5 protein-coding genes are annotated in these 15,408 nt (G+C 41.1%); 4 read left to right on the forward strand and 1 reads right to left on the reverse strand.

All coding sequences use genetic code 11. The annotated features are described in order from the left end of the window. Positions 1-204: 204 nt before the first annotated feature. Positions 205-1,629 (forward strand): dihydrolipoyl dehydrogenase, encoded by a 1,425-nt coding sequence (gene lpdA / locus MHN31_RS16745; protein ID WP_010384093.1) that lies wholly within the window; start codon positions 205-207, stop codon positions 1,627-1,629. 128 nt (positions 1,630-1,757) lie between these two features. Here lpdA and MHN31_RS16750 read toward each other — a convergent pair whose 3' ends face one another. After that, the gene (locus MHN31_RS16750) at positions 1,758-1,964 is read right to left on the reverse strand and encodes a transposase (RefSeq protein WP_239444827.1); all 207 of its coding nucleotides are present in this window, start codon (positions 1,962-1,964) and stop codon (positions 1,758-1,760) included. 2,298 nt (positions 1,965-4,262) lie between these two features. Between MHN31_RS16750 and MHN31_RS16755 the strand changes: the two genes are divergently transcribed. Genes MHN31_RS16755 through MHN31_RS16765 form a run of 3 tightly spaced genes read left to right on the forward strand, consistent with a single transcriptional unit; the run spans position 4,263 to position 15,402 of the window. Further along, positions 4,263-12,878 carry a type I polyketide synthase gene (locus MHN31_RS16755; RefSeq protein ID WP_239444828.1) on the forward strand — a complete coding sequence of 2,872 codons (8,616 nt, stop codon included), beginning with the start codon at positions 4,263-4,265 and terminating at the stop codon, positions 12,876-12,878. 50 nt (positions 12,879-12,928) lie between these two features. Beyond that, positions 12,929-14,626, forward strand: a complete 1,698-nt coding sequence (locus MHN31_RS16760) for a cyclic peptide export ABC transporter (RefSeq protein ID WP_138538764.1) — start codon at positions 12,929-12,931, stop codon at positions 14,624-14,626. Positions 14,627-14,643: 17 nt separating this feature from the next. Continuing rightward, a complete protein-coding gene (locus MHN31_RS16765; RefSeq protein WP_164517546.1) occupies positions 14,644-15,402 on the forward strand; it encodes an alpha/beta fold hydrolase in 759 nt (252 codons plus the stop codon). Positions 15,403-15,408 lie beyond the last annotated feature (6 nt).

A 15,408-nucleotide genomic window follows, 5' to 3' on the forward strand; every position in this document is an offset into this window, starting at 1 on the left:
TGACTCAGGTTATGCGGTTTTGTCATATTTTTACTGTCCTGTCTGATATTTGGGCGGGACATCTGTGGGTGCGAATGATACACTTTCGCGCAACAAAAAACTCTCTCTGATTGTTGGTGGCAGCGCTTGCCGATGATCAGGCACAATTGGGTGCGGATACTCACTCGAGTAGAGTCCCGTTCGAATAATAGTTAAGGTAATAACATGAGCAACGAAATCAAAACTCAAGTTGTTGTACTAGGCGGTGGTCCTGGTGGTTACTCTGCAGCATTCCGTGCAGCAGACCTAGGTTTAGAAGTTACATTGATCGAATCTCGCGATACCCTGGGTGGTGTGTGCTTGAACGTAGGTTGTATTCCTTCAAAAGCACTTTTACACGTTGCTAAGGTAATCGACGACGCGGCTGAAATGGCTTCACACGGTGTAACTTTCGGTGCTCCTCAAATCGACCTGGACAAAATCCGTAGCTGGAAAGAGTCTGTAATTGGTCAGCTGACAGGCGGTCTGTCTGGCATGGCGAAAATGCGTAAAGTAAAAGTAGTTAGCGGCTACGGTAAATTCACCGGCTCTAACTCTATCGCGGTTGAAGGTGCAGACGGCACAACAACAGTAAACTTCGACAACGCCATCATCGCAGCAGGCTCTCAGCCTGTAAACCTGCCTTTCATCCCACAAGATGAGCGTATCATTGACTCAACTGGCGCACTTGAGCTGAAAGACGTACCAGAAAAACTACTTGTTCTGGGTGGCGGTATCATCGGTCTTGAGATGGGTACAGTGTACCGTGCACTGGGCTCGCAAATCGACGTAGTTGAATTTGCAGACCAGCTGGTACCTGCGGCTGACAAAGACGTTATCAAGATTTATCAGAAGTACGTGAAAGACAAGTTCAACGTGATGCTGTCTACTAAGGTTGTTGCAGTTGAAGCGAAAGAAGACGGTATTTATGTATCGTTTGAAGGCAAGCAAGCACCAGAAGGCCAGGTACGTTACGACAAAGTATTGGTTGCTGTTGGTCGTACACCTAACGGTAAACTGCTTGACGCAGACAAAGCGGGCGTTGCGGTTGACGAGCGTGGCTTCATCAATACTGACAAGCAAATGAAGACTAACGTAAACCACATCTACGCGATTGGTGACATCGTAGGTCAGCCTATGCTTGCGCACAAAGCGGTTCACGAAGCACACGTTGCTGCTGAAGTGATTTCTGGTAAGAAACACTACTTCGATCCTAAGTGCATTCCTTCAATCGCGTACACAGATCCAGAAATCGCATGGGTGGGTGTGACTGAGAAAGAAGCGAAAGAGCAAGGTCTGAGCATCGAAACTGCGGTATTCCCGTGGGCTGCATCTGGTCGTGCGATTGCTTCTGCACGTACTGAAGGTCAGACTAAGATGATCTTCGACAAAGAGACTGGTCGCGTGATCGGTGGTGCTATGGTTGGTATCAACGCTGGTGAAATGCTGGGCGAGATCGGCCTGGCAGTTGAGATGGGTGCAGACGCAGAAGACGTGGCACTGACTATCCACGCTCACCCAACGCTGAACGAGTCAATCGGCCTGGCGGCTGAGATCTTTGAAGGTTCAATCACTGACCTGCCTAACAAAAAGGCTGTGAAGAAGAAGTAATCGCTACTTCTGAATGAACTGAAAAACCCGGCTTATATAAGCCGGGTTTTTTTGTAACTAATTCACTGTACTGGTCAAATCCAAGCGAATACTTCTTTTTGTCATTTTCATGCTCGATTGGACTCATATCATCCAGCGAGCTGTGCAGCCTGCTCTTGTTCAATATGTTCCTTCCACGTGTAAAGAAAATGGGTACTAACGCCTACTGCTTCTGCTGTTTGAGGTATTGCATAACCTTGTTCACTGACTAAGGTGGCAGCCACTTGTTTAATTTCTTTATGGTATGAATTGTATTGTCGTTTTTGCGTTGCCAAGGAGCGCGCGATGTTTGACATTATTGTCTCTTGTCAATGTGTCCGGATCTATTAGACCACTACAAGTGGCTACATTGAGAGCCTCCGAATATTCCAGCGCAATCAGCACATAAGGTTTTAAATACACTGTTTTTCTCAATGAATGAACTCATCAATTGCAAGCATCTGGTGGTGGTTTCGATGGAAATTTATCACGACATCGAAATTTTTATCACTTATTTGTCTCAAATCAATACCTTTCTTTATATATTAACGCAGCATACCACTTGTATTTGCTCTACGCTTCTGGAAAGAGAAAAGATGCACAAAGTAAAGTTCAACTTCAAAAGTGGCCGAGATGAACGCGTTGGCTATAAGTTAACCTCTATTGTCTACTGTGATTGTATACATATATCCAGTGTACCCCATACGACGCGAGGTGAACTATGATTGTCATTACCACACTTTCTTCTGGCTTTTAAGCTGCATTTTTGACAAGCAAAAAACGTGTTTTTCGTTCAAAATGTGGTGACTTATGCACCTGTTCAGCGAGATTTCTCTCCTGAAACTTACTTTTAGTAAAAATTTCATAATTTTTTTTGTTGCGATTTTTACGCTAATTGATTTCTTTGTATGGTTTTTGTTCGAATCAGTTTAGTTATTAACTCTGATTAGTATTGTTGCAATTAATGGTACTTTGGCGCGAGCTGTTTGAGGCTGCGCCAATATGAAAGCTGATATGACAATAAGGTGGTGTATTCGAACAAAATGCAAGGGAAACACTCATAGTGTTCTGTAATTTGATGAATTAAAACGTTATGAATAAATCTAAGGTTTTGAATTTTATAACTATTTAATCATGATTTTGCGTGCTCTCCCTCTTGACCCTGACCCTGTACAGAGCAAACATGCTCTTTCCTGTCATTTATTTTCGTCTGTATTGCTAGCAATGTACTTTTATCCCCCAGGCTCTCAATCGTGAGTCTAAAACCTTCGAAAATCATACATAGCCACCGGAAAACGATAGTAAGTGTAAAGGTCTGTTCTCAGTCATGCTGGCCTGGTGCGTGAATGTACATTGGTATTTATTCGCTTGAGTCGCTTTGTTATCACACAAATGCATTCTGCCATTTTGTGAAATGCAGTCGTGCAGGTACACGTATAGTGCAGAAAACCTGGCGTGCCAGCATTGTTAGTAAGAGCTGTATGATGACGCGAACTATCAATACAGCAGCCCCAAGCGCCTTCGGAAGGATTTCTGAAAATACTTAAGCTGACTTTCCTTTTGATTGCGGATCCGTAATTGTCACGGATGCTTATTTCAGGCTTCTGTGGTTTTAAACTTATGTGCGCTAGGGTTTGCGCTATATCGATTGGGTTTAAGATGCAGCTCACCTAAGAGCTGAGCCTAGTAAAGAGTCTTATTAGATATGTTTGATGTCATACATTCAATCCTTCTTTTTGGCCCCGCTACAAGGTCAGACAGTCTTACTTGTCCGTGTTGATTGCAAGACTATCTGGCTCAGCAGGGCAAAGCAAACCACAAAACACGCTATAACGCGCCTACTTCATGTTTAAAACAGCCTCTGAATAAGATGTATAGATGCATACGCCAGAAAATACCAAGGCAGATGTATCATTTGTCGACAGCCCATTGATGGTGAGGTTTTCTAATCTGCTCTTTCATATTAAGACGACGACTTAATAGTTATCAAAATAAGTCATTATCCCTTTATTTGCAATTGAGTAAGGGGGGCAATATGCAATTTTATTTTTTTGATAAAATGTTAATTTTCACTCGTTGTTTTATCTTAATTGTTTCTTTTGGTGTTGTGTGATGTTTTTATTGTTGCTGAGCCTCCCCATTTGGGTAATTGAATTTCAACATTTAATACTGCATGATGAATTTGCTGAATTTTTAGTTTGATGCATGATGAACCTTATGGTTTTGAGTGTTTAAAGTGAAATGCAAGGCTGCAATTAGGAACTTACTTAATAAAAAAGGATTTATTGGCTTATTCACTGTCACTTCTTTTCTATTTTTTAAGGTTCGCTATCACATCTTTAAATGAGTGAGCTTTACTTGTCTTTTTAAGTCATTTTTTTAATGACTTTTCTTGGTTTTTGTAAAGTCTTATAAAAATTATAACTTATATGCTTGCTAGGTTTATAAGGTGATTTTCTTAGTTTTAGTGTCATTTTTGTGATTGTTTTTTTTGTGGTTTTTTCAGCATTTTAAGCAGGATTAAAAACAAATAATAAAAATTCCATATATTCGAGACTGAAGTTTTTCTTGCCTTTATGGAATGAGTAATATCATACTTTAGAGTGAGCAATAGAATGACCTCCACGTTTAAGCCACATAAAACACTGGTTCAATTAACGCAGCAATATGCTGTAGAGCGGAATACAGACCTTGCCTATACATTGCTGAAATATTATTCAAGATCTGAAAACAGAGATGAAACATCAATTTCCTTTGCAGAGCTTGATCAGCAAGCTCGATGTATTGCGGTATATTTACAGAAGCATACGAGTAAAGGCGATCGAGTCGTATTGCTTTATCGAGCGGGATTGGAGTTTGTTAGTGCATTTTTAGGCTGTCTATATGCTGGGGTGGTAGCAGTTCCTTCAAGTGTGCCTAAATCAGGATTTGGACATGAGCGCTTAAATCGTATATTAGATGATTCTGGCGCTTCGGTTATTTTAACCGTAAAAACGATCTCTCAGAATTTATCAGCCCATGCTATCGACGTTGAAAAAAACACGCTATTAAATTTTGAAGATGTAGATTTTTCTATTGAAAAGCAGTGGGTTGAACCTGAATTAGATGAAAATGATTTAGCTTTTATCCAATATAGTTCAGGTTCTACAGGGACTCCCAAAGGTGTAATGGTAAGTCACAAGAACTTGATGCACCACTCTAATATTCTTGATAGCGAATTTCAGCTAAACAGTTTTGTCAGTTGGATCCCTAACTTCCATGATATGGGCCTCATTTTTGGTATCTTAAAATCTTTATTTGGTGGCTATCATGGAATTCTTATGTCACCAGATTCTTTTGTGCAAAAACCACTTCGCTGGTTGCAAGCGATCAGTGATTTTAAAGCTGAGGGCACAATTGCTCCTAATTTTGCATATGATCTTTGTGTAAGAAACATATCTGACGAAGAATTAGATTCTCTTGATTTATCTCACCTTCGCTATGCAGGTAATGCTGCCGAGCCTGTTAGAGCATCTACGATCCGAGAGTTTAGTGAGAAATTTGCGAGTTGCCATTTCAATAGTGTGGCATTTCAACCTGCTTACGGACTTGCTGAAGCGACATTAATGGTTACATGTAGCGAAATGTCAAAGCCGACGATTGCCCATTATTTCGATATTGATGCTTTGAAAGATAATCGTGCTGTAATTTGCGAATCACAAAATGAAAACTCGAGAGCGATAGCATCTTCCGGCAAAGTAATTGGTGATTATAAAGTTAAAATTGTTGACGCTGACACCCATAAACAAAAGCCAGACTTAGAGGTTGGGGAAATTTGGGTCGGTGGTGAAAGCGTTGCACAAGGATATTGGAATAATGAAGAGCAGAGTCACGAGATTTTCTCAGCAAGAATTGCCAATGAAGATAGCCCACTTGAATATTTGAGAACGGGTGATCTAGGCTTTCTTTATCAAGGAGAGCTTTTTGTTTGTGGTCGATTAAAAGATGTTATTTTGATCCGAGGCGGTAATTTCCACGCTTGTGACATTGAAGACACAGTAGAATGTGCTCATGAATACATTTCTAAAAATAATACAGCTGCATTTTCGATAGATGTAGAAGATGAAGAGCGCTTAGTTGTTGTATCTAAGCTTGAAAAGAAGAAAGGGACATATTCAGAATCTGAATATGAAGCCATTGTTAATGCAATACGCGATCGTATTGTTGCTGAGCATGAAATTCTACCATACAGCATTTCATTGATGCACAGAGGTATACCTAAAACGACAAGTGGAAAAATTCAGCGTAGTATTTGTCGAGAAAAATTCCTCACCAACCAATTCAAAGTCATACATGCTTGGCAAGCTAATACTATACATAACAGCGTTGAACAAGCTGTTGATCAATCTTCTAATGCTGAGTCTGCTGAAGAAACGATTAGTAACATGGAAGCGTGGCTGATTGAACAGATAGCAATGCTAAGTGGCAAGAAGGTCGAAGAAATAAGTCACAGTCAGTCCTTTTCTGAATGTGCGTTAAATACTGAGGAAGTAAAAAAATTAATTCGCAGTATTGAAGTAACTTATGCATACACTCCCCCTCCTACATTACTCAGCGAAAAGCTAACGATTAGAGAACTATCTGCAAAAATTGAGAAAATGAGTGGAGGTGACTCTGCTGTTCAAGGTCTTGCCGCCGAAAACCTTGAATTCTCATTGGATAAAATTAACCAATACAATCAAAACGAGCCGATTGCAATCATAGGTATGAGCTGTCGCTTCCCTGATGCTAATACGCCAGCAGAGTATTGGGAAAATTTATGTAATGGTCTTGAGTCAGTTGCTACTGTCCCGTTGGAGCGTTGGGATGTTGAAGCGTTATATCATGAAAACCCACTCGCAGTAGGCAAGCTGGCAACAAAAAGAGGCGGGTTCTTAAAAGGCATTGACCAACTTGATCGAAACTTCTTCAACCTCTCGGTGAGAGAAGCTAAACGCATGGACCCTGCGCATAGGTTGATGATGGAGCTTGGTTGGGAAACTTTTGAAGACGCTGGCATTGTACCTGAAAGCATTGCCGAATCTAAAACAGGTGTTTTTGTTGGTATCTCAGGTAGTGACTATGCACATATGCAGTTCAGCGAACAAAATTCAGTTGATGCTTATGCTGGTTTAGGTAGTGCTTTGACAAATGCCGCAAGTAGGATTTCACATTTCATGGACTTACGCGGTCCAGCATTGGCAATAGATACGGCATGTTCATCATCGTTAAGTGCAGTACACATGGCATGTAATAGCATGCGCCTTGGTGAATGTGAGATGGCATTGGCTGGCGGGGTGAATATTTTATTGTCACCAATCGTTACTATGTCGTTGTCAAAGGCGGGCATGATGGCGCTAGATGGTCGCTGTAAAGCCTTTGATAGTAGTGCTAATGGGTATGTTCGTTCCGAAGGTGCTGGATTAGTTTTATTAAAACCCCTATCTAAAGCAAAAGCTGATAATGATCCGATCTATGCGGTAATTAAAGGCACAGCATCCAACCAGGATGGTAAAAGTAGTGGTATTTCTGCTCCTAATGGCGAGGCACAACAACGAGTCGTCTTGAGTGCATGTGAAGATGCTGGAATTGCACCTGGTCAGTTAAACTATGTTGAAGCACACGGTACAGGCACTGCATTGGGTGACCCCATAGAGGTCAATGCCTTAGGTGAAGTTTTGAAGATTGGTGCAGTTGAAGGCACTGAATGTGCAATTGGCTCAGTAAAAACAAATATAGGCCACGCTGAATCAGCTGCGGGGATCGCAAGCTTGATAAAAACAGCGCTCATCTTGAAGAATCGGGTAATTCCTGCAAGCCTGAATTTCAACAACCCAAACCCGTTAATCCCGTTCGATGAATTACGTGTAAATGTTCAAACTGAGATTGGGGAATTACCTGAGTATGCGAGACCTGCTCTTGCTGGGGTTAATAGCTTCGGTGTCGGTGGTACAAATGTTCACCTGGTATTAGAAGAAAATAATTATACAAGTCATGAACTACCTCATGCAGAGCTAGATACCACTGACGACCACAAGCACATTCATGTTTTACCTTTAAGTGGTAACAGTTTGGCTTCTTTGAAAGCAAATGCTCAAGCAATGGCTGATTATTTGCTGGACAGTTCCGCTGAGAACTCATTGGATGACGTTTACCATACGCTCACTGAAAATCGTACTCACTTTGAGCATAGGCTTGCAGTGGTTGGGTTTGATAAGAACGAGATTGCAGAGGCTTTAGAGTCTTATAGTAGCGTAAACCATCATGCTGACATTGTTTATGGGTACATGAATAAAGAAAGTTCTGCTTCTAAATTGGCCTATGTTTTTTCTGGTCAAGGTTCACAGTGGTGGGCGATGGGTAGAACATTATTCAATAAAGAACCTGCTTATCGTAGCTTTATTGAACAGTGCGATAAAGAGCTGTCAAAGCATACATCCTGGTCACTGATTGAAGTATTAATGGCTGATGAGTCAGATTCTAAGCTAAATGATACTGAATATGCTCAACCGGCAATATTTGCTGTGCAAGTGGCGTTAGCAAAGTTATTTGAGTCATACGGAATTACACCAGATGCTGTTGTAGGTCATAGTGTGGGTGAGATAGCGGCAGCATACGTTTCTGAGTCTCTCAGCTTTGAAGACGCTTGCTTCTTGATTGCCAATCGTGCGCGCATTATGCAAAAAGCAACTGGTCACGGTCGTATGGTGAGCGTGGAGGCTTCAGTTGCAGAGATTGAAAAAGCCTTGCTGCCTTATGAAAATCGGGTATCTATTGCTGCTGTCAATGCGCCTGGCACTGTTGTTATTTCAGGTGATACAGAAGGCGTAGATAATTTAATTGATATGCTGCAAAGCGATGGGATTACAGTGATCCCGTTACCGGTTAACTACGCATTCCATAGCCCTCAGATGGAACCACTCAAAAAAGAACTCGTTGATCAGCTAGCTAATATTAAGCCTCGCCAGGGGAAAGTGCCAATGGTGTCTACGGTCACTGGTGATTGGGTTAGTGAGGGCATGCTGCTGGATGCAAATTATTGGGGAGATAATTTACGTGACAAGGTTTCCTTTTCAGCTGCAATAGAAACCCTTGCCAAAGCAGACTTTGATCTGTTTATGGAAGTTGGAGCTCACCCGGTAGTGAGTGGTGCCACAACTCGTACACTCAAAAATGTCGATCAAGAAGGTACTGTTCTTAATACATTAAATAAAGAAAACGACGATCAAAAATCTATCTATTTGACACTGTCAGCACTATACACCAAGCGTAAGTTCAATAACTGGTCTGTCTTAAATATTAAAGGGAAGTTCTTAAGAACGATACCTAATTATCAATGGGATAGAAAAGCATATTGGATAGACGGGCCATTTCAAAAAGGCCTATTCCAAGCAAGTTATCACCCATTACTTACGAACAAGATGCCTGTTGCGAGCCCAACATGGGAAGTGTTACTTGATGAGCAAGTTGTCCCATTTGTAAAAGGCCCACAAGTCAACGGTCAAAGCAAATTATCAAGTGGTATCTTACTCGAAATTGCTTTAGCAGCCGCATACGAAGAGGCTGGCAAAGTGAAAATGAGTGGGTTAAGTGGAATTAATTTCCATAGTCTAGCTTCATTGGAAGTTGGTGAAAGCACTCACGCATACCAAGTATCAATACTGGAAGATGAAAAAGGCTTGAAAAAGGCGTTGTTTTCCTATCAATCTGAAGCAAGTGAGGGTAAATCGGAAAACTGGATCAGTTCAATTTCTGCTGATGTAACAAGTGCAGATAAGCGAAATGAGCAACCTGAGTCGCTTAATATACTGGCACTACAAGAGACTCCAGATGACTTACTTGATGGCAGTGTTTTCTATAACAAAATACAAGAAGTGGGCATTGAATATAGTTCGGCTTTGCAAGTTTTAGATACTATTTGGATTAAAAATCATAGTGCACTGGCAAAAATAGACACGTCAGCGTCAATAGATGATATGGAACAGTATTTATTCCATCCCTTAATATTTGAGGCTGTGGAGCAGACTGGTTTGACGTGCCTGGGAGGCAGAGCAAATCAATTTGAAATTTCATCTATTGGGGACATTAAGCTTTTCAAATCACTAGAGCATGCAGAGTATGTTTACTCAAAAATGCGTGAAAGTAAGCAAGATAAAGCTGTGACAGTTGATTCATGGATATTGAATGCAGCGGGTGAAGTGCTTGCTATTGCCGAGGGGATTGCTTTAAAACAAAACTCATTGGCGTCTGATAGCACTAGTAATATACCAACTGAGCCGAAGAATTGGCTTTTTGATGTCGAGTGGCAATTAAAAGAGCGTGAATCAACGTATCAGAGTAATGAGAAAGAGTCTGGTGCGTGGCTTGTTTTTGCTGATGAAGGCAGTACTGGGGATTTGGTTCGAAGCTGGATGCAGGATAATAATCAGCAAGTATGTATGGTTAAGTCTGGATCAGAATTCGGTGTGCAATCTGAAAATGAATTTACTATCCGCTCTTCTTCGACAGCAGATTTTGAAAAGGTAATCAATGATTTCTTTACGGCACCAAATAAAAACTGCAAGGGCATCATTCATCTATGGAGTTTAAATGCGGCTCCGAGTGAAGATACGAATATAGATACTATTACCGAAGATCTTACATGTGGCGTACTGAGCGTTGCATATGCAATTCAAGCTATTTCGAAAGTGGGTATTCCAGGTAGGCCTAGATTGTGGTTAGTAACCGCAGGTGCGCAAGCCGCTGGCGAACTGGAGCATTTGTCAGTCGCACAATCTCCGTTACTAGGGTTTGCTAAAGGAATTGCAATTGAGCACCCTGAGTTCCGTTGCTGCCGTATTGATCTTAGTGAAAGTAGTTCACCGTTGGAGGTGTCACTGCTTTGTGAAGAGATTTACTCTGATAATGAAGAAGATCAAGTTGTGCTCAGGGGGGGAGACAGATACGTTGCGCGCTTAGAGCCTCACAAGCTAAGTCTTCAAGAAAGCAATAGCAATGCACAGGCGCTGCCATTTGATACCAAACAATCATTTAATGTGTTGGTTAGTCGACAAGAGGGCAGTGTTGTTACTCATTTATCTGAAAGCAAAAGGCGGACGCCAAGCGTTGGTGAAGTAGAAATTCGGGTAAATAAAGCAACTATACCTGCTTGGAAGGTATTGGATAACCTGAAATATACTTCTGAGCTTGAGTGTAACGGTGAACTTTGCTCTGGTGAAATTGTACACCTTGGTACTGGAGTAAAAGATTTCGCTGTAGGTGATAAGGTTGTTGCAGTAACAGATGGCAAGCTTGCATCGCATTCAAATGTTGATGTGTCTCGCTTAGCGCCTCTTCCTAACCATATCAATGATAAAGGGTTCTCTTCTTACAGACCTTTTGTACTTTCTATGTTTACTTTGAAAGAGTTAGTAAAACTTGAAAGTGGAGAAAGCGTTCTAATTCATGGTGCTGACTCTGTTTATGGTCATGCAGCAGTTCAAATAGCTAAGCACCTTGGTGCTGTTGTTTATGCGACTGCGAGTTCTAAAAAGATCGCTACGGTGAGAAGTCTAGGTGCAGATCATGTGTTTGATGCCACAAATCCAAGTGTATTTGAGGAAATCAAACATGGTACAGCTGGAGATGGCGTGCATGTTTTTGCGAACTGTGTGAGTGGATTTGATTTTGCTAAAGCGACCCAGGGAGTAAATAGCTTTGGTCGTTATATCGACTTGGCTGTTAATGAATCTGGTGTGGAAGCAAATTTAAATAACTTTAATCTCTCGGGTTATTCGTCACTTTTCTCTTGTGATATACACCACCTAGAGAGAACTCATCCAGAAAAAGTCATTACAATTTTAAAAGACATTATTCAGTTACTCGCGGAAGAAAAATTAACGGCTAGTAATTCTTCGATAAGTGTAGAGCTCCCTGAGCTGGCTACTGGTTTGATGAAAGGGGCAGGGTCAAATATTACTGTTGAATTCCCAGTTGGAGATATAGCCCAAGATAAACAAGAAAACACCGCATTTAAAGCGGATGCTACTTACATAATAACCGGTGGACTTGGTGGATTAGGGCTAAGTATTGCTAAGTACATGGCCCAAAGAGGAGCGAAGAATATTGTATTACTTGGGCGGAGGCGTCCTAGTGAAACAGCAATGTCAGAAATTGCCTACATGGAAAATCTAGGAACTCGCTGTGAAGTGAGGGCAGTAGATGTCTCTAGTCAAGAGCAAGTAGTTGAATTATTGAAATTTATTCGTACAGATATGCCTCCATTGCGTGGGATTATGCATGCAGCTGGAATACTAGACAATGGTCTGCTTACTCAATTGGATGAAGCGCAGATCCGTAATGTCATGCCTGCGAAAATAGACGGTGCATGGCATCTGCACACGTTGACCGGTGAAGATGAGTTAGATTTTTTTGTGATGTTCTCATCGTTGGCTTCCGCTATTGGTTCAACTGGTCAATCAAATTATGCAGCGGCAAATGCATTTTTGGAATGTCTCGCTGCGCACAGAAACTATCAAGGAAAAGCCGCGCTAAGCATAGGGTGGGGGCCATGGGCTGAAGTTGGTATGGCTTCTGCAGCCCATAACCTTGAAAACCTTCTTGAGCATGGGATGGGTATGATCCCACTCATCGATGGTATGAACCTATTGGAGGATTTAATTTCAACACAGCAAAAAGGAATTATTGCAACGCTGCCTATGAATTGGTCATTATGGGGTAAATGTTTCCCTCATTTGGCAAGCTTACCTTACTTATCTGATTTAATGCCTGAGCAAGATGAAGGTGAAAGTGACAAGCATAATCGAGTCGTAGCTGGTCATCTTATAGAACTTGATAGTGAACGTCAGCTTGAGCTACTTCAAAAGACAATACACCGAGTTGTCTGTCAAACGATGATGATCAACCCTGAAACACTGGATATGAATATCTCTTTAACTGCTATAGGTCTCGACTCAATTGTAGCTCTTGAGTTAAAGCATCGCCTTGAAGTTAGTATTGATGCTGTTGTTCAGACGAATAACTTGCTTAAAGGATGCAGTATTAAAGAGTTATCGAAAGTAATCCGCGACCAAATTCTAAATCAGAGTTTTGATACTGATGAACAGGATAGTGGCGATGGTGCTGAAGGGATACTTGATAATATTGATGAACTTTCTGTTGATGAAGTGGAATCATTATTAGCTGAATTTGCGGATGCAGAAGCTGAAGCCTAATCCTAATAATTGTGAAGCTTATTTAATATATTAATAATGAGATTAATAAAATGAAAGTTCTACCATTTTTAATCAAGTTTTCACCGGGGTTACTTATATTCTCGGTTATTGCTGGCATAGTAAGTGGTACGGCAAGCACGTTAGTTATTGCGGTAATCAATGACACTATTTCGGAAATTTCTAACCCTCTAACACTATTCGTGTGGTTGTTTTTGGGAGGAACTTCTGTAGCGTTGCTAGCCGGGTTAGTGTCTCGCTTACTTTTACTAAAGCTGTCAGTAAAGGCGGTTAAAAAATGGAGACTAGAGCTGTGTAAACAGCTCTTAGCTTCTCCTTACAGTGAATTGGAAAAACATGGTTCATCGAAGTTAATGGCAACATTGACTGAGGATATTCATACGGTTGCAGAGGCACTAACCGAGTTCCCTGTACTGTGCACTAATCTCGCTGTCATTCTGGCTTGCTTCGGTTATTTATTTTGGCTTTCTTGGTCTCTGGCTCTTGCGTATCTTGCTGTATTTACTATCGGTGTAATTACTTATGAGGCTATTGCCAGAAAAACGAGACCATTGCTCCAAGATGGCCGAGTTAAGTGGGATGATCTAGTTGACCATTACAACTGTCTCATCAACGGTAACAAGGAATTAAAGTTACAGCGCAGCAGAAGAGATAATTTCTACGAGCAAGAGTTAACCACGACTGCTGATGAGATGATGAATGTAGCTTGGGGCTGGCATAAGGTGTTTGCGATTGCGGACTCTTATGGGCAGTTTATTTATTCAGCGCTCATAGGCTTAATTGTGTTTGTAGCGCCTTTAGTGACATTTTATGAAACAAGTGTTCTCACGGGGTTCGTATTAATGGCCCTTTATATGAGAGTGCCAATTACTACAAGTGTAGGCTCGATCCCCATGTTTCATCAGGCTGACGTGGCAATGGATAAAATAAATTCATTGAATTTGTCCTTATCTAGCCTCAAAGAGACAGACGTCAAATCAGCTGACAGTAAGCCCTATAAACCGACAGAGTTTAATAGCCTAGAGTTCAACGAAGTTGAATATAAATACCAAAAAGAAAATGACAGTGAAAAGGGATTTTCAATAGGTCCCTTATCATTGCGCATTGGTGCTGGAGAAGTCATTTTTGTAATCGGTGGAAATGGTTGTGGTAAAAGCAGTTTTGTTAAGCTTTTAACGGGACTTTACACTCCATCAAGTGGTGAGGTTTTATTAAACAATACGCCAATTGATAATAGTAATAGGGATGATTATCGTCAGAATATTTCTGCAATTTTCTCTGATTATTACTTATTTAAAAATCTTTACGGCCTGCTTAATAAGACCGGTGATAGTAAAGTGCAGGAGTATCTGATTAAGCTCGGCCTGACAGATAAAGTTTCTGTTGAAGATGGGAAGTTGTCCACTGTGGAATTGTCATCTGGTCAACGTAAGCGTCTGGCATTGCTCATCTCATTTATTGAAGATAGAAATATTTATGTCTTTGATGAGTGGGCGGCAGATCAAGATCCGGTATTTAAAGATATTTTCTACCATGACCTTCTCCCTGAACTAAAAGCAAAAGGGAAGACAGTGATTGTTATCAGTCATGACGATTACTACTTCAATGTTGCCGACCGAATTATCAGGTTTAATGACGGCCGTATTATTCAAGATGTAACCAATACGTCTCACTCTGTGCGAAGAAAGGCTTTTCAGTGGAATGAGTCGATAACTGATGAAGTGAACTAGTAATGGTGAATGACTTGATGAATGCGAGTACAAGTTACAAGTCCAAGTGGCTGAGAGTTTTTCAGCCAAGGCCGGACGCAAGCTGCCGTATTTTTTGTTTTCCTTATGCCGGCTCAGGGCCGGCTGTTTACAAAGATTGGGGCAACCTATTACCACCTGATATTGAGGTTGTAGCTATACACTACCCAGGCCGAGAATCTCGTTCAGATGAATTGTTATTAACTGATTTAATTGAACTTGTTGAACAGTTACGAAAGCAAATTTTACCTTATCTTGATAAGCCATTTGTTTTTTTTGGCCACAGTATGGGGGCATATATTGCTTTCGAATTGACTAGGGCCCTGTGGAAGTGCGCGGGAGTTCGACCTGACTCTTTGTTTATCTCCGCTGCTGGTGCTCCTCATATACGAGAGCCTAATTGTATCAGTGACCTGAGTTATAAAGAGTTTCTAAGAGCGTTATTAAAGCTAAATGGCATACCTTCTGAGGTGCTAAAAAACCCTGAATTAATTACCTATGCACTTCCAATTTTACGTTCTGATATGCGTATTTGCGAGTCTTATACGTGTCAGACGATAGAACCATTGGAAGTTCCAATGACGGTTTTTGGTGGCACACAAGATAAGCGCATTTCTTTTGAACGCCTTGAGAAGTGGCAGCTTCATGCTGCGACCACTTACAAATTGGAAATGTATGACGGTGATCATTTTTTTATAAATACACAACGTCGAAAAATAATAGATGCAATTAATAAAGAATTGCTAGCTCTAATTTAAGAAGGT

Origin of the sequence: Pseudoalteromonas sp. McH1-42, assembly GCF_022347845.1 — a bacterium.
GTDB classification, from domain to species: domain Bacteria; phylum Pseudomonadota; class Gammaproteobacteria; order Enterobacterales; family Alteromonadaceae; genus Pseudoalteromonas; species Pseudoalteromonas rubra_D.